The sequence below is a fragment of the Serratia sp. Ag1 genome, assembly GCF_000743355.1.
In the GTDB taxonomy this organism is placed as follows: domain Bacteria; phylum Pseudomonadota; class Gammaproteobacteria; order Enterobacterales; family Enterobacteriaceae; genus Chania.
The window spans coordinates 12,949-31,340 of sequence record NZ_JQEI01000033.1 but is presented as its reverse complement, the minus strand read 5'-3'; the positions used below and the strand labels follow the sequence as shown (position 1 = coordinate 31,340).

Sequence of the window (18,392 nt, the reverse complement as noted above, 5' to 3'; positions counted from 1 at the left end):
TAGATATTTTGTACACTATGACTGCACGTAAATCAAATGGGTCAAATCTTTGGTATTCGATAAAAAATGGGCATGTCGAAATTTAAGCCTTAAATTTACAATAAAAACAGCTTATTTACCTGTTTGTTTGATTTGTTAAGGAAATGTTTGACAGTTTGAACGCTTGGTCATAGCTTTTATTTTGTGCGCTATAAGTGCACAAATAAAAACTATAAGGATATTGGATTATGACCAAACCTACCCTGCACTCTATACACTATCGTAAAATCAAACGCCCGCATCTTTGGATGCTCTGCCTGCCGTTTTTATGGCAAGTCGCGGCCGTGCCGTGGGCCAACGCCATTCATTATACCCCGCTTGGTCTGCCATTCCCGCTGGTCTGGCAAATGCTGGGGGTGATCTTTTCCAGCATCATCTTCGCCGTCATTTTTCATTTAGATCGCCATGTCGGCGTTGAACGTGAAGAACTGGCATTCCTGCAGGCACAGATCCATGCAAAACTCGAGAAACCATTATGAAGCTATTGATTATAAGCATTATTTTAATCGTGGCTGTCGTTGGCTCGATTATTTTTGGGCGTGTCCGACAGGCGCGCAAACGTAACTTGGCTGATTGGGCGGTTGGGGGCCGGAGTCTCGGCAGCTTGCTGTTCTGGTTTGTGAATGCGGGCGAAATCTACACAACCTTTGCTGTTTTTGGTATTGCCGGTTACGCCTGGGCACTGGGGGCTCCCGCTTATCTCGCTTTTTGTTCAGTCTCGTTGTCCTATGCGATTGGTTACTGGCTAATGCCCAAAATTTGGCAAGCAGGGCGCTTGCGCAACCTCATTACCCAGGCTGATTTCTTTACCCAGCGCTATAACTCACGCTGGTTGGGTGTGACAACGGGGGTGGTTGGCATCGGTGCTTTGATTGTTTACGTCCAGATTCAGTTAATCAGCCTGGGTTTAATTGTTTCTTTAACCTTCGATGGCGCGCTTTCCAATACCGTCTCAACGATGGTGGCCGGTGGTTTGATGGTGGCCTTTGTGTTGTTTGCCGGGCTGCGTTCTGCGGCTTTCGCCGCAGCCGTCAAAGATATTCTGATGGTCGTGTTGGTGGTCATCTTGGCCTGGTCGGCAGCAGAAGCTGCCGGTGCCAGTTCTTTGCTCGACATTTTCACGAAAGCGGAAGCAACTCATCCGGGGATCGGGCAACTTCCTGGGCGGGATCTGGCTTCGCCAACGACCCATATCTGGCTGATGACATCGGCAATGAATATTGCCTTGGGTAACTGGGTATTTCCTCATCTATTCCAGGTTTCCTATTCCGCCAACAGCGCCACTTCCATTCGTCGTAATGCCATTTGGCAACCCATTTACTCTCTGGCATTCGGGGTCATTATCCTGCTTGGATTTGCCGCACTCGTTGCAGGCACTCAGCCACCGGGCGGTAATATGAACGCCGTCCTGCTGCAATTTGTGACAGATAAATATCCACAATGGGTGATTGGCCTGTTGGCTGGGACGGGGTTCTTGTTGGCTCTGGTACCGGGGGCCGTATTATTGCTGACCGCCGGTTCGATCTTTAGCCGCAATATCGTCGCGCCGTTTAAACCGCAGATGAGTGAAAAACTGTCATTACATCTCTCGCGTATCAGCCTGGTGGTCTTTGCGGCAATTGCCGTTACTATCACCCTGACACAGAAAGGTTCACTGGTTTCTATTCTCCTGAGCGCTTACTCAGCTATCGGGATGTTGGCACCCGGTGTTTTCCTTGGTTTCCTGTGGAAACGGGCATCAGCGGTAGGCGTTGGGTGCGGGGTAATGGTCGGGTTTATGATCTTGTTACTGCCCGCGTCGAGCGATTATCTAGCCAGCACCTTACCAAGTTGGGAACCTGGCTTGATTGCGATGGCTGCCAATGCGCTTGTCGTTATTGCCGTCAGTCTGTTGACTAAAGCGCCGCCGGAAAAACATGTGGCACTTGGTTTGCTATCGCCCCTGAAGCCAGCCTCGCCGTACCTTAATAGGAGCTGAGCCGATGAATGCACCACTCCTTAATATTCGTAAGGTAGAACACGTTTCCTGGACTGTCGCCAAACTGGAGCCCGTAATCGATTTCTATGTTGAGATCTTCGGTGCCAGAATTTTATATCAGATAGGCCCGTTGGACTCGACACATATGCCACGTGATGCGGCAGGCAGAGATTGGACAAGTGCGCACTTAGGGATTGCGATGGCACGTTTCAGCTTGGCCATGCTTGAGTTCCCCGGTGGTTTTAAGGTTGAGCTGTTTCATTATGCCCCTCAGCCTGGGGCCAACCAGGAGCCGTTGAGTAGCGGTCAGGTAGGGAGTCATCATCTGGGTTTAGAAGTGGATAATCTTGAAATAGCCACCGCTTTTCTGGCGGCCCGTGGCTGTACCATGCTGGATTGTATAGCTATGGATTCTGGTCCGACGGTCGGTAGCCGCTTTTGTTACTTCCAGGATCCTTGGAAGAATATCTTTGAACTTGTTGAGCATCCCCGGTAGGAATAGATGCCGACATAACTGATGGAGAACAGTGATGAACAGACGTGTTATCAACCCCGAGACGATGTACCCCAGTGTTCCGTTTGGTTTTTCTCACGCAGTCGAGCAACAGCCAGGGCGTACCTTGCATCTGTCAGGGCAAGTGGCGTGGAATGCCAACGGTGAACTGGTAGGAGGGCAAGATCTCATCGCGCAAACCCGGCAAGCTCTGGCCAACTTAAAAGAGGTTCTCCGGGCGGCAGGCGCTACGCCTGCCGATGTGGTACGCCTACGCACCTATGTCGTTAACCATTCTCCACAGAACCTGGCTGCTGTTTGCGCACAAATCAGTGAGTTTTATGAAGGCGCAGAACCGGCAGCTAACTCATTCATTGGTGTGCAGACGCTCGCTCTGCCTGAGTTTCTTATTGAGATAGAAGCAACAGCCTGCTTGAGTTAAGAAAGGGTTAACTCAGAGGCATTTGTGGGTGCCAGCGATGCCTACAAATGCCTCTGAGTCATCTAATGAAATACCCCAAAGAACGCCGTTATCGTGTGAAAAATGTGTTATTCCACCAGCGCTAAGACTCTTAATGGGCTACCAGAACCCCCCTCTATTTTGAGTGGTGCAGCCAAGAGCATGGCACCTGTGGCAGGGAGTTGATCCAGGTTTTTCAAGCACTGAAGGCCATATTTATTCGCCCCATGCATCAGGGTATGGCAGGGGTAAGCTAATGGCCAGGAATAGGATTGCCCGGCATCGGTATTGATACTTTCTACCCCGAATCCTTTAATATCGCGTTGATTAATCAGCCACTCTACGGCTGCCTGAGAAGGCCCAGGGGTATGAGCCCCATCTTCTCTGATATTGAGAAAATTGACCGGGTCATGTGCCCGCTTTGACCAATCGGTGCGTAACAATACCCAGGCTCCGGCAGGGATGTGGCCATGTACTGCCTCCCATTGCTGTAAAAAATCGACGGTCAGGAGCCAGTCAGGATTTTCTGCCACTTCTTGGCTGGCGTTGAGCACGACTGCAGGGGCAATAAAGTGAGATACCGGGATCGTATCAACGCTGTTATCAGGTTGATCTTTGCCGCTCAACCAATGAATTGGGGCATCAAAGTGAGTTCCCGTATGTTCGCCGCAACTGAAGTTATTCCAGTACCATCCCGGGCCATTTTTGTCATAGTGAGAGATTCTCTCCATTTTAAATGACCACACTTGCCCAAACTCAGGGGGGAGTTGTAAAGCCGGAAATGAAGAGGTTAAAGTCTGAGTTAAATCGATCACTGTTATTTTTTCTTGCGTTAGTGCTGCAGCCATTGCCCGTAATATTTCACTCATGGTGTGATTTCCTCTTCGTTATTCACTTTTGGGGTGTATCCAAGGTGGCGTGTGATAAAACTCATGAACTTTTTAATTAACTCATCAGCCTTGTCAGAGTAGGTTGATTACTCTTAATAAATCGCATTCATAATATCTTGAGTTACTTACGCCCAAAGTATCATTACCTGGTTTTGATAATATGTGGCAGCCGAAATCCGCAGAATTTATCCGCATGCTGCTGATAGTTGACTCTGGCGTGAAGTCACTAATTGCTGAATTTTAAAAAGTGCCTGCTGATGTTTTATTTCACCCGTAAGGGTTATTTTTTATGAGGGGTTTATTTTGGCTTGAGATATTCCCCTCATTATGATGAAAGGTTATTCCTGTCTTTTATCCGTTTCTATCCATTCATTGCAGTGCTTATCCACCGAGTGCATAAAATAGCATTACATGATAAATCATGAATTGATCTCGTATAAACAAAAAAGATACTAGTGGTTAACAAAAGTAAAAGCCTTCTGCTGTTAATAACGAGGTTAAAATGGCTGAACGTTCGTTTGTTCAAGAAGTAAAGAAATTACGCCTGAGCGAAGGGCAACTTTTTCGTGGTGAAGGGATCTTGGCAGTGACCAAGGCGCTGTTGGAATCCGGTGTCTCTTATGTTGCGGGCTATCAAGGAGCGCCTATTTCCCATTTGATGGACGTATTGGCCGATGCGCAGGATATTCTCTCTGAATATGGTATCCGTTTTGAAAATAGTGCCAGTGAGGCCACAGCTGCTGCGACTCTGGCGGCCTCGGTAAACTATCCTCTGCGTGGCGCGGTAACGTTTAAAGCTACGGTGGGCACTAACGTGGCTTCCGATGCTTTAGCGAACCTGGCCTCGGGGGGCGTGCTAGGGGGGGCTTTGATCATCGTTGGTGAAGACTACGGTGAAGGCTCCTCTATTATGCAAGAGCGGAGCCACGCTTTTGCCATGAAATCACAAATCTGGTTGCTTGATCCGCGCCCGAATCTGCCTTCGATCGTGCAAGCGGTTAAAGATGGGTTTGAACTATCCGAGGCCAGTAATACCCCGGTGATGCTCCAGATGCGTATCCGTTCTTGTCATGTGCACGGGCAATTTGTCTGTGCGGATAATCGGGCACCGGAATTTACCGTTAAACAAGCGCTCGAGAACCCAACCCGCTCTCTCAGCCGTATCGTCTTGCCCCCCGCGAATTTTTGCCATGAAAAAGAAAAAATCGAAGATCGCTGGCCTGCGGCGGTGCAATTTATTCAGCAACGGGGCCTGAACGAGTTTTTCTCGGAACAGGCGGATGATGTCGGAATTGTTCTGCAAGGCGGTTGCTACAACACGTTGATCCGCGCCCTTAACCAACTTGGTTTGGCGGATGTGTTCGGTGAGTCGAAAATTCCCCTGTATGTCATGAACGTGGCCTACCCGTTGGTGGAGGACGAATTCAAGCGGTTCTGCCACAACAAGCAAGCTATCCTGCTGCTGGAAGAGGGCCAGCCAAATTTCGTCGAGCAGAATGTGGCGAATATTCTGCGTCAACAGCAGCTTGATCTCGTCTTACACGGTAAAGATCTGTTACCCATGGCTGGTGAATACAACACCGCTACGGTGCTTGCTGGCTTGCGTTCCTTTCTGGAGCGTTACGGTAAAATTACCTCACCGGTCAATGCCGCTGTTGGGATGGTGCGGATCCCGACCGTGGCTCTCCCTTCCTATCCCCAACAACCTGATAATTTTATTAATGCGGCGGCAGCACCGGCTTTAGCCGAAACCGTGCAGGCTCGCCCACCAGGTTTCTGTACCGGCTGCCCTGAGCGCCCGATCTTTACTGCCATGAAACTGGTGGAGCGTGAACTGGGATCGCACCATATCAGTGTGGATATCGGCTGCCATCTGTTCTCTATTTTACCGCCGTTCAATCTGGGGAACACCACCATGGGTTATGGCTTAGGGGGAGCGGGAGCCGCAGCTCTCAATGTCGAAGCCAATAAACGGGCGATCTCGGTGATGGGCGATGGCGGCTTCTGGCACAACGGTTTAACCAGCGGCATTGCCAACAGCGTTTTTAACCGCAGCAATAATCTGACGGTCATCGTCGATAACCGCTATACCGCCGCTACCGGTGGGCAAGACATTCTCTCTTCTACTGCGCTGAATCCCACCCGTAGTACCGGGCATGAAATTGAACGTGCCGTGCGCGGGGTGGGTGTGAATTGGGTGAAAACCATCACACATACTTACGATTTGAAAACGATGGTCAGGACGTTGCGTGAGGCATTAACCACCCAGGAAGCTGGCCCAAAGGTTTTGATTGCCCAAAGTGAATGCATGCTGAATAAGCAGCGCCGTGAGAAAAAGCACACCCGCAGCGCCATTGCAGCGGGTAAGCGTGTCCTGCGCGAACGTTTCGGTGTTGATCCTGATACCTGTACTGGCGATCATTCCTGTATCCGTTTATCCGGCTGCCCATCGTTATCGATCGCCCCCAATCCTGACCCACTACGCACCGATCCGGTGGCTACGGTCTTGGAGAGCTGTGTGGGGTGCGGGTTATGCGGAGAGGTTTCTCATGCTGCCGTACTCTGCCCGTCCTTCTTCAAGGCACAGATTATTACCCATCCAACACGTTGGGAACGCGGTTCTCATTGGCTACGCCACAAGGTGATTGGTTGGTTACAGCGTCGTGATAGCCAGCAGCGCGCACGGCTGAGTTTTTAAGGGGAAGACGGATGATTGCATTACAACCTATCAAAATTGCCATTCTGGCAATGGGGGGAGAGGGCGGTGGGGTCTTAGCCGACTGGCTGGTTAATCTTGGCGAAGAGAATGGTTATTTTGCCCAAACCACTTCGGTACCTGGAGTGGCGCAGCGGACGGGGGCCACTATCTATTACGTTGAGCTGTTCCCCGGCGCAGATAACCCAGCCACACCAGCCCCGGTGCTGGCGCTGATGCCAATGCCTGGCGATGTGGATATCGTTCTCGCCTCCGAATTGATGGAAGCAGGCCGGGCCGTACAACGGGGGCTCGTGACGAGAGAGAACACCACCTTGATTACGTCAACTCACCGCGTTTATTCCATCACAGAAAAATCAGCGCTGGGGGATGGGCGAGTCAGCAGCGATGCCTTGATTCGCCAGATAGATCAGGCGGCGCAGCGGGTGATTCGCTTCGATATGGCTGCTGCCGCACAGCAAAGCGGCAGTGTGATCAGTGCCGTGCTGTTTGGGGCGCTCTCAGGCTCGGGAGCTTTGCCTTTTAACCGTGCGCAATTCGAAGCCACCATCGTGCGCGGCGGTGTTGGTGTCGAACCCAGTCTGCGTGCTTTTACGCTGGGGGCTGAAAGAGCGCAAGGGGAAGAGCCAGACGTCAGCCCTGCATTGCCGCATCCAGCTCCGAAACATCAGCAAGTAGCGGCGTTGCTTGAGCGTATAACCCACGAACTCCCTCCTGCGGTGCACTATTTTGCCACCGAGGGAGTACGTCGCCTGATTGATTATCAGGATCTGGCCTATGCTGCCTCGTATCTGGATCATTTGCAGCAATTGCAGCAGCAGGCAGGATTCGAGGATCCGCGCTTATTGCAGGAAACCGCCCGTCATTTAGCGTTATGGATGTCCTATGAGGACATCATGCGCGTTGCCTCTCTCAAGATTCGGGCCAGCCGCTTTGCGCGCGTGCGCCAAGAAGTGCGGGTGGCAGAAAATCAGTTGCTGGAGATTCATGAGTTCATGCATCCCCGCGTAGAGGAAATCTGTGAAACTCTGCCTGCGAAACTGGGCCATTGGCTACTGCGGCCACATGGTTTTAATCGCCTGCTTGGCAAAATAACCCGCCAAGGGCGAGTTATTAAAACCAGCTCTTTTCACGGGTTCATGTTGCTGTATCTCTTGGCCAGTTGGCGGCGTGGGCGGCGCTGTACCTTGCGCCATCAGCGTGAAACGGCCCGTATTGAAGCCTGGTTGCAACGGGTGACGAAAGCTGCGGCGATGAACCCGGCGTTGGCTCAGGAAGTGGTTCAATGCCAACGCCTGGTCAAAGGATACAGCGATACCCATGCTCGAGGATGGCGTAATTTTCAGACCTTGATGGATGTCGTCGACCGTTATGGCTCACGGCTTGCACCAGCGAGTTTACATGCCCTGCGTGAAGCCGCTTTGGCTGACGAACAGGGTGATCAATTACGGGCCTGTCAACAGCGCCTGGCCCTGGTTTAAGGAGTGAAGGATGGAACCGCTTAAATTTACTCAACCCCATCGAATCCACTTTTCCGAGTGCGATCCGGCGGGTATCGTTTTCTACCCTCAATATTTTGTCATGTTTAACAATTTACTGGAGGCCTGGTTTGATCAGCTCATTCCGCAGGGCTTCGCGGGTTTCATTATCGAACAACGTTACGGTATACCTACTGTTCACATTGATGCGGAGTTTAAAGCCGTCAGCCGCATGGGGGACGATGTACACCTGGAATTACAGGTTGAACGCATTGGGCAAAAATCTCTCGTACTGAAACAGCGCTGCATCAGCAACGAGGGCGAATTGCGGATGCAGGTGACGCAAACCTATGTCACCACCTCGTTGGATACCCACCGGGCCATCCCGATCCCCGATGAGTTATACCACGCCTTAACAGGCAATCATCTGAGAGCCTAATCCATTTGGAAAGAGATCGGGTTATCCCAAACTCAAAACAGTTTGTTGATAACCACTTGCCTGCCCTGTTGGGGCAGGCATTCTGGCTCCACTGGGTGCCAAAACAGCGAGATGCTAAAACGAATTTTGCAAGAACTCATCGAACGTCACTCCTATCGTCTCATCTGTCTGCATGTTCTACCCGTTAAACACGAAGATATCCCCCTGAAGTGTCTACCCAATCAGGTATTTCGCTTTTGTGCATTATTTGGATAGTAAAAATCATTAATCGGATAGTGATGGTTAGCTCGAAATGTTAATTTAAAGTTAATTTTTCTTAAAAAAGAAAGAGACTAAGTCAATATGGAGACTAAGAGGGAATACGTCGAGAGTCAGGCAGTGCCTCAAGAACGACTCGTCGTATCCATCATATTTGATAGGAGGCACCTGTGATGTGGAATAAATCGTGGTCCCAATCTCCAAGACAGCAAATTGAAAATCAACTGGGTGCGCCAGAGCATTTATTGTTTACTTCAAGCGATCCTGAAGAAGTGAAATCCATCGTTGGGCGGGTGCTGAAACCTTGTCAGATGACGTTACTCGATAATGGGCCGAAATTTGATGCCAGAATGCATTATATCCCCATGGGGGATATCGCTCTTGGCCGTTTACGCTATGGAACCGAGGTTGCGCTCGTGCCAGACAAGTTAGAGGCTTTTTTTCTGGTGCAGATGCCACTGACAGGAACCGCCATCATTGACAGTGGGGGGAGATCGCTGCATTCCACACCAGCGCTTGCCTCCTTGATCAGTCCAGAAGAGTCAACCCAGATGCGCTGGGCTGCCGACAACGATCAGTTTCTGGTACGGATTTCGCGCTCTTTGTTAGAACGAACCTTGGTAGGGCAACTGGGTCATGCGTTCGAGTCTCCTTTGGTTTTTGAACTGGGTTTTGCCTGGCAAGAGTGCCAAGTCTGGCGCGCATTAATGAGTTACTTGCTGGAATCTGCCAGCAAGAATCCCGATATCCTGCAACATAAGCTCATTGTGTCGCAAATTGAGCAATTGGTTTCCGTCACATTGCTTTCCGTACATCAACATAATTATAAAGACCACCTTAGCAAGAACCGCTCCATGATCCGGCCCAAGCATGTGCGCAAAGCACAGGAATATTTGCAGGCCCATGCCCATGAACCTATCGTGATGGAACAACTGGCACAGATCGCAGGTGTCAGTATGCGTAGCCTGTATGCAGGTTTTAAAGACTTTCTGGATGTCAGCCCAATGAAATATTTGCGGGACGTGCGTATGGAACGGGTACGTTTAGAGCTGCTTTCGGGGGAAGCCAGCAGCGTTACCGGGGTGGCGCTACGCTGGGGATTTGCTCATATGGGGCGTTTTAGTGCGGAATACAAAGCGCGCTTTGGTGAAACACCCAGCCAAAGCCTGAAACGCATTTAAGGTAATTTCATGTTTTGCTGGGAAAGAGAAGCGATTGAGTGCCTCATTGCTCGCGTATTCCTCATCAAGGGTAACAGCGAATGTAGCCAATTAAGCGTATTCAGAATCGCCATCATAGCGCAGAGGTCATGATGGTGTTGGCTGAATGAATTGCCATCCCCAGGGCGACAGTGATCAACAACCCGGCGAACCCTTTTTGTACCCAACTTGCGGGTAAATGGTGGCTCAATCGTCTGCCAATCAACATCCCGGTTACCATGCTGAAAACAAACCATAGGGTAAAGGGAAAAGGTAGGGTGGCCCCATGCATAATTGCCGTGACAATACCGCTGGAGCTGACCAGAGCGACTACCAGCAACGATGTGGCGATGCAACTGTGCATAGACAAAGGGGAGAATTGCCTGAGTAAAGGCACGAGAATAAAACCACCGCCCACGGCAAGTAACCCGGTCATAAAGCCGGTTATCGCGCCAAACCCGAGGAATAATAACCAGGTATTTAACACCCAGATAAAGCGGCCAGTCTGCTCATCCAAGGCTATCGGATATGTTTGAGTCATCGTGATCGCAGGGGAACGTAGGAGCCGCCAGGCAACAACCAGCATCACACCGGCAAACAGTATGGTCAGCAACGCCGGAGAAGTGCGATGGGCGACAAAGGATCCGACCGCCACCATTGGCATCCCTGCCAGCGTCATGACGAAGGCCGCACGGTAGCGCACCAGATTCTTGCGCCAGGCTTCAAAAGCCCCCAAGGCTGCGCTGCCAGCAACGGCAACCAAGGCAACAGGCACGGATTGTTGCAGGGACCATCCCATCCCCATCACCAAGGCCGGAATGGCAAAAATGCCACCGCCTGCTCCGGTAATACCCAGTACTGCACCCACGCACAAGCCCAATAATAGCGAGATGACCATGATCTTTCCTTGCGTGACAGATGAGCGTTATTTGGCCTGACGCTCTTTTCTGGCCTTTTCAAGCTGTTCGAAAATCAGCATGCCCGCGAGCATCGCGGCTACAAAGGCAATACCTTTGCCTACTCCGGCACCGAGTAACACTAGCGCAGGCCCAGGGCAGATTCCTGCCAACCCCCAGCCGAGGCCAAACAGAATGGCACCACCAATCAAACGTTTATCAATCTTTGTGTTGCTGGGCAGGTGTATTGCGCCACCGCAAACTGATTGCGTGCGTTTTTTCATCGAGCGAAAAGCGAAAAAACCGACGCTGATAGCGCCGCCCATGACAAACGCTAAGGACGGATCCCAGAGACGGGTGATATCCAGAAACCCAATGACTTTGGCGGGGTTCGCCATACCGCTGATCAGTAATCCGAGGCCAAATATCACACCAGCTAATAGCGAAAAAAACAGATTCATACGTGCTCCTTGAGCGAGTTACTGTGTGAACAGGTGTTTAGGCCAGAGAACCCATCAGCCAGACGGTGACAAAGGCAACCGCCATAAAGACCACCGTAGCGACCAAAGAGCGGGGGGATAGGCGGGATAAACCGCAGACACCGTGGCCACTGGTGCAACCTGAACCGTAACGGGTGCCGATGCCAACCAGTAACCCGGCGACGATCACGATAGGCCAGGAAGCAGAAATCTCACTGGTAGGGAGTGGGTGAATGAGGCTGTACAAAGCAGGCGAAATGATCAGGCCGATGAGAAAGGCCAGGCGCCAGCCGCGATCGGGGATGCCTGAAGAAAGTAGCCCGCCGAGAATGCCGCTGATCCCGGCAATACGCCCACAAAAAAGGATTAATACCCAAGCCGCACAGCCGATTAACAGCCCCCCGGAAAAACTCAGGAAAGGGGTGAATTGTGTCAGATTAATGGTCATGATTAACACCTTCTGCGTCATCTTTCGGGCAATAAAGTTGGTATAACGTATTGAGCAATATCAATACATTGGGATCATCAATACGGTAGAAAATCTGCTTCCCTTCACGGCGCGTGGCAACCAACTGCATACGCCGCATTACCCCGAGTTGCTGTGAGAGCGTGGGTTGGCCGATCCCCAGAATGCTTTCCATTTGCCCCACGGAGGCTTCTCCCTGGCTGAGATGGCACAGAAGCAGAAGCCGGTCATCGTTGGCTAATGCGCGTAATACCGTGACAGCCGAACTTGCTGCATCACGCATTTTTTTCTGATCAATGAGTTCATTACCCATTGGCGGCTCCTGACATCTTGATAAAATACATAAAACATTTTACATTTTTATATAATATAATATTGTATAATAAATGCAAGAGTCACCGAAAGCGAACCAGCCAAGTTTACAGATGAGGAGTACGCCATGATGCCACTTATCGAGGGTTTTTATGATCCGGTTACCGGTACCGTCAGTTATGTGCTAGCCGATCGGGTTGGTGGGCTGGCGGCCATTATTGACCCGGTCATGGACTATGATCCAAAGTCTGGCCGCACCGAAACGGCGTCTGCCGATCGATTGATTGACTATGTGAAACAACAGCGGTTGAACGTTACTTGGCTATTGGAAACGCACGCTCATGCGGATCATCTCTCCGCCGCTCACTACTTGCGTGAGAAGCTCGGTGGCAAAATCGCCATCAGTGAAAAAATTGTAGAGGTTCAACGGGTATTCAGGAATGTTTTTAACTTTGAGCCTTCATTTGCATTGGACGGTTCACAGTTTGATCGCCTGCTGGCCGATGGTGAAAAGCTCGCATTGGGAGACTTGACCATACAGACGTTACACGTGCCAGGCCATACGCCAGCAGATATGGCATTTAAGGTTGCTGACGCGATCTTCCTTGGTGACACACTGTTTATGCCGGATGTGGGCACTGCACGTTGTGACTTCCCCGGTGGCGATGCGCAACAGCTTTATCATTCTATCCGTAAATTGCTCAGTTTCCCTGGCGAAACCCGCCTATACGTGTGCCATGATTACCCGCCTGCCAGCCGCGAGGCACAATGGCAAACAACCGTGGCTGAACAACGGCTACACAATATTCATGTTCACGACGGCAATGAGCTGGCGGCATTTGTGGCGCTACGGCAAGCACGTGATAAAACGTTGGCAGCACCCGTGCTCCTGTTACCTGCTATTCAGGTCAATGTGCGAGCTGGCGAATTTCCACCCGCAGAAGACAATGGAACCCACTATTTGAAAATTCCGTTAAATCGTCTGTAATCAGCATGGGTAAAATCCAGCGGGGCGCAAACCGTGCCCCGTTTGGTGGTGAACTATGAATGATTGTTGATATTGTCGGCATACCAGGCTAATGCGCGATCGGCATCAGCCTCATATTGGCGACAGTATTCCCGAAACTGGTGTTCATCAATCAGACCAGCGCGGAGATCGTGCAGCAAATAGAGTGTGGCAGAGCGTGAACCGGTGCGGCAATGGGCTAATATTTTTTTACCTTCTTTTAGCAGCGTGTTGAATGCATAGACCATTTCCCACGTTAACGATGCGTAGGTAAAAGGCATATAGATGTATTCTATCCCCTGCTGCTGTGCCAAGACCTTTTCCTGAGTGTGGAGCAGATAATCGCCGATTTCTTCATCTGGCCGGTTGTTGACCACTATTTCATAGCCCTGTTCATGGAGCTGCAAGAATTCATTTTCATTAAGGGCATCGGCAAAAGAAAGCTGTTCGTTCGCGTGTCTAATCTTCATTTTTTACTCCCATATTTGTTAGATGCCTATTATCTTTCTCTGTTAAAAGGGTAGAAAGGGGAATAAATAATAGGGCGGTAATTTGCGATATTTTACTGAAAATTAAAAATATTTGTCAATGCTATATAACGTTTTGTTACTCTTATATAGCAAAAAGTTATAATGAAATATTGTTATAACATTTAAATCTAAGTTTTTGCTGTTCTTGTCATATTTCCTAGGCTACTTTTTAATAAAAGGAGAAAGTAATGACAAGCAGAAATAATATTCCATCGCAACGTTTACTCGTCATCGGTGGTGGCTCTGCTGGGATCGGAGTGATTGCCAGCATCCGGAAAAGAATTAAAAATCTGTCAATCACCTTGATTGAGCCGCGCCAACAGCATTTCTATCAACCCGCTTGGACATTAGTGGGCGGTGGTCTTTTTGATATTGAAAAAACCCACCGCCCTATGCAACAGGTGATTCCTAAAGATGTTACCTGGGTGAAAGATAGCGTTATTCAAGTGTCTCCTTCCGAACAATTTGTTGAAACGGCCTCCGGTGAGAGAATTTCCTATGACTATTTGATTGTCGCCTGCGGCTTGATGTTGCGTTGGGATAAAATCGCAGGGCTTGAAGAAACGCTTGGCCGTAATGGCGTTACCTCGAATTACCATTTTGATTTGGCAAGTTATACTTGGGAACTGGTAAAGAATTTAAAACAGGGTAAAGTTATTTTTTGCCAGCCACCGATGCCGATTAAATGTGCCGGTGCACCGCAAAAGGCATTATATCTTTCCTGTGATTACTGGCAGCAGCAGGAACGTTTGAATAATATTAACGTAGATTTCTGTCTGGCGGGGCAGGCGGTATTTGGCGTGCCAGAATTTGTTCCTCATCTTAAAGCCTATTTAGCCAAGTATAGGGCGAAGATAAATTATGGCTATAACCTGATTCGTGTCGATGGTGAGCAAAAGCTGGCAACCTTTGCTGTTATCAATAAAGATAATGAGATGGATGAGATCGTTATTCCTTTCGATATGCTCCATGTTGTACCGCCACAGGCTCCGCCTATTTTTATCGCTAACAGTGAATTAGGGGATGAAAATGGTTGGTGCGATGTGGATAAATTTACTCTGCAGCATAAACGTTGGCCGACTATTTTTTCACTCGGTGATTGTTGTTCTACTCCTAATTCCAAAACCATCGCCGCAGCGCGAAAACAAGTGGTGGTGGTGGCTGAGAATCTGGTGAATATCTTGTATCAGAAAGAGCTCAACAGCCACTATGACGGCTATGGTTCTTGCCCACTGACGGTAGAACGAGGAAAAGTTGTTCTGGCAGAATTTGGCTATGACAATAAACTTTTACCGACCTTTCCACTTGATTTAACGCGGCCCAGTCGCATTGCCTGGTGGCTGAAGGCATGGTTCTTGCCGCATTTCTATTGGTCGGGCATGTTACGTGGCATAGAGTGGTTAGCCAAAAGTAAAGTACATTCTAAATGATGTGAACGGTAGGCAGGGTTTGGGCGCTACCTGCCGCCAATCAATACGTTTGTAGTCAGATTGGCGATAGCCGCCAGATCGTGTCCAGATGCCTTTTTTTCTTGTGTTTTAACGGAAGATTTTTAAATATTGTCATTATGATCAATGGGATAGGTTTTCTAATCTAGTGGTTATCGTCGCCACTGGGTTTAAGAAATATTTTCCTTTCAATTACTTTGCTAATCCTCCAGCGCTGCTATTATGTTTATCTGTCTGGGGAACAATATTTCAGGCTTTGCTCTAAAATATATAGCGCCATGCTGCCGTGGCTGCGTTACTCCTACATTTGGCCTGCAGATGATGCGTGTTACCGTGTAATATGGGCTCTGCCACTGCCGAACGCTGTGGTCGCGGCTGTTTCTTACCCTAAAGAGAGTGTGCGGGTTTAATCTTTATCGTTCAGTATTAGCCAGTTGCTGTGTTTTTGGTTGAGTTTCGCCGCGCCGGTATTGAGCCAAAAACATTCACATGACATCAATGACTTTACCAGCCGCCGTTAATGGCTATAGGCGGTGGCGTATTTGCACAAGATCATGATGGGCTGGAAAGAGAACAGGGAAGAGGCATGAGCAATCACGCAGCACGTCTATTACATCGGCTAAATCCTTACTGTGCGCAGGCGTTGGCCGCAGCAGCGACCCTCTGCCAGAGCCGTGGCCACGGAGAGATCACCGTGGAGCACTGGTTGCTCAAACTGTTGGAACAGGGCGACGGGGATATCTCGATGATCGCCCAGCGTTATGGCTGGGATCTGGATGCGCTATGGCACGGATTGCTGGCCCATTTGGAGCCTTTACCCCATCAGAGTCAGGGCAAACCGCAACTGTCGGCTCCATTACAACAACTGATACAAAACGCCTGGCTGGAGGCCTCTGCCCAGGTCAATACGGAGGCGGTGCGTTCGCTGCATGTGCTGATGGCTCTGGTTGCATCTCCCTCTCTCATCACTCAGAACGCCACTTGGCCATTGCTCAGCCTCAATGCCACACAATTAGCCCATCTACTGCCGCTGTTGGACGCACAATCGGCAGAACGCCCGGGCAAGCCCCCACGCCTTGAATGGCCGATTGATGTGCCTGTTCAGACCACATTACCCCCCACCGTTGAACCGGATCAGGCTTTGCAGGCCGAGCTGGATAACTATACCCAGGATTTAACCGCCAAAGCGCGCGCCGATCAGATTGACCCGGTGTTGGGGCGCGACAATGAAATCCGCCAGATGGTGGACATTCTCTCCCGCCGCCGCAAGAACAACCCGATTTTGGTGGGGGAGCCCGGTGTGGGAAAGACTGCTTTGGTGGAGGGCCTGGCGCTGCGTCTGGCCGAGGGCGATGTCCCGGCCAGCCTGAAAGACGTCAGCGTGCGCACGCTGGATTTGGGGTTGTTGCAGGCTGGTGCCGGGGTTAAGGGCGAGTTTGAACAACGCCTGAAGAACGTTATCGCCGCTGTTCAGCAATCACCCACCCCCATCCTGTTGTTTATCGATGAAGCGCACACCCTGATCGGGGCGGGTAATCAGGCGGGTGGGGCCGATGCGGCCAACCTGCTGAAACCGGCGCTGGCACGCGGGGAATTGCGCACCATCGCAGCCACCACCTGGGCAGAGTACAAACAGTATTTTGAGCGTGACGCGGCGCTGGAGCGGCGCTTCCAACGGGTCTTGGTCGAAGAGCCGGATGATGCCAGTGCTTGCCTGATGTTGCGTGGCCTGAAGGCGCGCTATGCCGCCTATCACGGGGTGCATATCCGCGATTCGGCGGTGAAAGCGGCGATTACTTTATCGCGCCGTTACCTGACTGGCAGGCAGCTACCAGACAAAGCCGTCGACCTGCTGGATACTGCCAGCGCGCGGGTGCGCATGGGGCTGGACAGTGAACCGCAGCAAATGGTGCACCTGCGCACTGAACTGGCGGCACTGACCCTTGAGCAACAGATGCTTGAGCAGGATGAGTCTGTTGACCCAGAGGTTGACCCGGCCCGGCTGGCGGATATCAGCGACCGGCTGCAGGCATTACAGAAGCATGACGTGCGGCTGGCGGCACAATACGAGGCCGAGCGGGCGCTGACTGAACAATTGCTTACTGCTCGTCAGGACGGCCACAGTCGTCGTGAAGAATGTGATGCCCTGCGGGCGCAGTTGCACGATATTCAGCGCTGCAACCCACTGCTGTGGCTGGATGTGGATGCACGCGCGGTGGCGACGGTGATTGCTGACTGGACCGGCGTGCCGCTAGGCAGCCTGTTGAAAGACGAACAGAGTGAACTGCTGCAGCTTGAGCGCCGGTTGGCGAAACGGGTGGTCGGGCAGGAGGCAGCCTTGAGTGACCTGGCGCAGCGGCTACGCGCCACCCGTGCCGGATTGACGCCGGACAACGGCCCGCAGGGTGTGTTCCTGCTGGTCGGCCCGAGCGGGGTGGGCAAAACCGAAACTGCGCTGGCGCTGGCAGACAGCCTGTTTGGCGGCGAAGCTTCACTGATTACCGTCAATCTCTCCGAATATCAGGAAGCACACACGGTCAGCCAGCTCAAAGGCTCACCGCCGGGTTATGTGGGCTATGGTCAGGGCGGTATGCTGACCGAAGCGGTGCGCCAACGCCCGTACAGCGTGGTATTGCTGGATGAGGTGGAAAAGGCTCACCGCGACGTGCTCAACCTGTTCTATCAGGTGTTTGACCGGGGCGTTATGCGCGACGGCGAAGGGCGCGAGATTGATTTCCGTAACACGGTAATAGTGATGACCTCCAACCTCGGCAGCGATGCGCTGATGGCCTATCTGAACCAGCACCCCGAGGCTCCCGACAGCGAATTACACGAGCAACTGTACCCGTTGCTGCGCGACCATTTCCAACCGGCGCTGCTGGCGCGCTTTCAGACGCTGATTTACCGCCCACTCGGTGCGGTGGAGCTTAAACGCATTGTGAGCATCAAGCTGGCACAACTGACTCAACGGTTGCAGCAGCATTACGGCCTGCGTTGCACCATTGACGAGTGTTTGACCGACGCCCTGGTAGAGGTTTGCCAATTGCCAGACAGCGGGGCACGTAATATCGACAGCCTGCTCAATCAACAGATTTTGCCCGCACTCAGCAGCCAACTGCTGCAACGTCAGGCGGCAGCACAACCGGCCCACAGTCTCACGTTGGGTTACAACGACGTTGATGGCATCAGCCTGACTTTCACGGATAAGGAACACCAAGATGAGCACGCCCATCATCAATCTCAATAGTGCTATGCTTGGCCTGAATTTGGCGTAATGCTGGACAAACGTGGACTCAATAATAATC

The 18,392-nt window shown here is 51.1% G+C and carries 17 protein-coding genes; 11 read left to right on the top strand and 6 right to left on the bottom strand.

Annotation, left to right across the window (positions count from 1 at the left end):
* The first annotated feature begins 227 nt into the window (after positions 1-227).
* From IV04_RS19230 to IV04_RS19215, 4 genes are read left to right on the top strand one after another with little or no spacing between them, the layout of a single operon-like run.
* Positions 228-518: a DUF3311 domain-containing protein gene (locus IV04_RS19230; protein ID WP_037396907.1), complete on the top strand. Its 291-nt coding sequence runs from the start codon at positions 228-230 to the stop codon at positions 516-518.
* Complete coding sequence (locus IV04_RS19225; protein WP_037396910.1) at positions 515-2,017, top strand: sodium:solute symporter; 1,503 nt, start codon at positions 515-517, stop codon at positions 2,015-2,017. The genes IV04_RS19230 and IV04_RS19225 overlap by 4 nt, the downstream gene beginning before the upstream one ends.
* Before the next feature lie 4 nt (positions 2,018-2,021).
* On the top strand, positions 2,022-2,513 hold the full coding sequence (locus IV04_RS19220) for a VOC family protein (protein ID WP_037396913.1): 492 nt from the start codon (positions 2,022-2,024) through the stop codon (positions 2,511-2,513).
* A gap of 34 nt (positions 2,514-2,547) precedes the next feature.
* Positions 2,548-2,952, top strand: coding sequence for a RidA family protein (locus IV04_RS19215; RefSeq protein ID WP_037396915.1), 405 nt, complete (start codon positions 2,548-2,550; stop codon positions 2,950-2,952).
* Between the two features lie 107 nt (positions 2,953-3,059).
* On the opposite strand, the gene IV04_RS19210 is transcribed toward IV04_RS19215, so the two are convergent.
* A complete protein-coding gene (locus IV04_RS19210) occupies positions 3,060-3,839 on the bottom strand; it encodes a cyclase family protein (protein ID WP_037396918.1) in 780 nt (259 codons plus the stop codon).
* Positions 3,840-4,362: 523 nt separating this feature from the next.
* Between IV04_RS19210 and IV04_RS19205 the strand changes: the two genes are divergently transcribed.
* The 4 genes from IV04_RS19205 to IV04_RS19190 all read left to right on the top strand — a co-directional run bounded on the left by IV04_RS19205 (position 4,363) and on the right by IV04_RS19190 (position 9,932).
* The gene (locus IV04_RS19205) at positions 4,363-6,558 is read left to right on the top strand and encodes an indolepyruvate ferredoxin oxidoreductase subunit alpha (protein ID WP_037396921.1); all 2,196 of its coding nucleotides are present in this window, start codon (positions 4,363-4,365) and stop codon (positions 6,556-6,558) included.
* An 11-nt stretch (positions 6,559-6,569) separates the two neighbouring features.
* Positions 6,570-8,057, top strand: a complete 1,488-nt coding sequence (locus tag IV04_RS19200) for an indolepyruvate oxidoreductase subunit beta family protein (RefSeq protein ID WP_037396923.1) — start codon at positions 6,570-6,572, stop codon at positions 8,055-8,057.
* Positions 8,058-8,067: 10 nt separating this feature from the next.
* On the top strand, positions 8,068-8,493 hold the full coding sequence (locus tag IV04_RS19195) for a thioesterase family protein (RefSeq protein ID WP_037396926.1): 426 nt from the start codon (positions 8,068-8,070) through the stop codon (positions 8,491-8,493).
* A gap of 431 nt (positions 8,494-8,924) precedes the next feature.
* Entirely contained in the window at positions 8,925-9,932 is a 1,008-nt protein-coding gene (locus IV04_RS19190) for an AraC family transcriptional regulator (RefSeq protein ID WP_037396928.1), read from the top strand.
* A 112-nt stretch (positions 9,933-10,044) separates the two neighbouring features.
* Here the strand turns inward: IV04_RS19190 and IV04_RS19185 are convergent, their stop codons facing one another.
* Genes IV04_RS19185 through IV04_RS19170 form a run of 4 tightly spaced genes read right to left on the bottom strand, consistent with a single transcriptional unit; the run spans position 10,045 to position 12,104 of the window.
* Positions 10,045-10,848 carry a sulfite exporter TauE/SafE family protein gene (locus tag IV04_RS19185; RefSeq protein ID WP_037396930.1) on the bottom strand — a complete coding sequence of 268 codons (804 nt, stop codon included), beginning with the start codon at positions 10,846-10,848 and terminating at the stop codon, positions 10,045-10,047.
* Positions 10,849-10,875: 27 nt separating this feature from the next.
* Positions 10,876-11,307, bottom strand: a complete 432-nt coding sequence (locus tag IV04_RS19180; protein ID WP_037396932.1) for a DUF6691 family protein — start codon at positions 11,305-11,307, stop codon at positions 10,876-10,878.
* A gap of 37 nt (positions 11,308-11,344) precedes the next feature.
* Entirely contained in the window at positions 11,345-11,773 is a 429-nt protein-coding gene (locus tag IV04_RS19175) for a YeeE/YedE family protein (RefSeq protein WP_037396934.1), read from the bottom strand.
* Entirely contained in the window at positions 11,763-12,104 is a 342-nt protein-coding gene (locus IV04_RS19170) for a metalloregulator ArsR/SmtB family transcription factor (RefSeq protein ID WP_037396935.1), read from the bottom strand. Before IV04_RS19170 ends, IV04_RS19175 begins: the two co-directional genes overlap by 11 nt.
* A 126-nt stretch (positions 12,105-12,230) precedes the next feature.
* Here IV04_RS19170 and IV04_RS19165 point away from each other — a divergent pair, with 126 nt between their 5' ends.
* Complete coding sequence (locus IV04_RS19165; protein WP_037396937.1) at positions 12,231-13,091, top strand: MBL fold metallo-hydrolase; 861 nt, start codon at positions 12,231-12,233, stop codon at positions 13,089-13,091.
* A 53-nt stretch (positions 13,092-13,144) separates the two neighbouring features.
* On the opposite strand, the gene IV04_RS19160 is transcribed toward IV04_RS19165, so the two are convergent.
* Positions 13,145-13,579, bottom strand: a complete 435-nt coding sequence (locus tag IV04_RS19160) for a beta-lactamase hydrolase domain-containing protein (protein ID WP_037396940.1) — start codon at positions 13,577-13,579, stop codon at positions 13,145-13,147.
* 248 nt (positions 13,580-13,827) lie between these two features.
* On the opposite strand from IV04_RS19160, the gene IV04_RS19155 reads away from it, so the two are divergent.
* Entirely contained in the window at positions 13,828-15,069 is a 1,242-nt protein-coding gene (locus tag IV04_RS19155; protein WP_037396941.1) for an FAD/NAD(P)-binding oxidoreductase, read from the top strand.
* 604 nt (positions 15,070-15,673) lie between these two features.
* On the top strand, positions 15,674-18,334 hold the full coding sequence (gene tssH, locus IV04_RS19150) for a type VI secretion system ATPase TssH (RefSeq protein WP_051916866.1): 2,661 nt from the start codon (positions 15,674-15,676) through the stop codon (positions 18,332-18,334).
* The last annotated feature ends 58 nt before the right edge of the window (positions 18,335-18,392 follow it).

What these genes read in the sequence shown, in the direction of transcription:
- IV04_RS19230 (WP_037396907.1), top strand. Translation starts at nt 228, where the DNA reads ATGACCAAACCTACCCTGCACTCTATACACTATCGTAAAATCAAACGC.
- IV04_RS19225 (WP_037396910.1), top strand. Translation starts at nt 515, where the DNA reads ATGAAGCTATTGATTATAAGCATTATTTTAATCGTGGCTGTCGTTGGC.
- IV04_RS19220 (WP_037396913.1), top strand. Translation starts at nt 2,022, where the DNA reads ATGAATGCACCACTCCTTAATATTCGTAAGGTAGAACACGTTTCCTGG.
- IV04_RS19215 (WP_037396915.1), top strand. Translation starts at nt 2,548, where the DNA reads ATGAACAGACGTGTTATCAACCCCGAGACGATGTACCCCAGTGTTCCG.
- IV04_RS19210 (WP_037396918.1), bottom strand. Translation starts at nt 3,839, where the DNA reads ATGAGTGAAATATTACGGGCAATGGCTGCAGCACTAACGCAAGAAAAA.
- IV04_RS19205 (WP_037396921.1), top strand. Translation starts at nt 4,363, where the DNA reads ATGGCTGAACGTTCGTTTGTTCAAGAAGTAAAGAAATTACGCCTGAGC.
- IV04_RS19200 (WP_037396923.1), top strand. Translation starts at nt 6,570, where the DNA reads ATGATTGCATTACAACCTATCAAAATTGCCATTCTGGCAATGGGGGGA.
- IV04_RS19195 (WP_037396926.1), top strand. Translation starts at nt 8,068, where the DNA reads ATGGAACCGCTTAAATTTACTCAACCCCATCGAATCCACTTTTCCGAG.
- IV04_RS19190 (WP_037396928.1), top strand. Translation starts at nt 8,925, where the DNA reads ATGTGGAATAAATCGTGGTCCCAATCTCCAAGACAGCAAATTGAAAAT.
- IV04_RS19185 (WP_037396930.1), bottom strand. Translation starts at nt 10,848, where the DNA reads ATGGTCATCTCGCTATTATTGGGCTTGTGCGTGGGTGCAGTACTGGGT.
- IV04_RS19180 (WP_037396932.1), bottom strand. Translation starts at nt 11,307, where the DNA reads ATGAATCTGTTTTTTTCGCTATTAGCTGGTGTGATATTTGGCCTCGGA.
- IV04_RS19175 (WP_037396934.1), bottom strand. Translation starts at nt 11,773, where the DNA reads ATGACCATTAATCTGACACAATTCACCCCTTTCCTGAGTTTTTCCGGG.
- IV04_RS19170 (WP_037396935.1), bottom strand. Translation starts at nt 12,104, where the DNA reads ATGGGTAATGAACTCATTGATCAGAAAAAAATGCGTGATGCAGCAAGT.
- IV04_RS19165 (WP_037396937.1), top strand. Translation starts at nt 12,231, where the DNA reads ATGATGCCACTTATCGAGGGTTTTTATGATCCGGTTACCGGTACCGTC.
- IV04_RS19160 (WP_037396940.1), bottom strand. Translation starts at nt 13,579, where the DNA reads ATGAAGATTAGACACGCGAACGAACAGCTTTCTTTTGCCGATGCCCTT.
- IV04_RS19155 (WP_037396941.1), top strand. Translation starts at nt 13,828, where the DNA reads ATGACAAGCAGAAATAATATTCCATCGCAACGTTTACTCGTCATCGGT.
- tssH (WP_051916866.1), top strand. Translation starts at nt 15,674, where the DNA reads ATGAGCAATCACGCAGCACGTCTATTACATCGGCTAAATCCTTACTGT.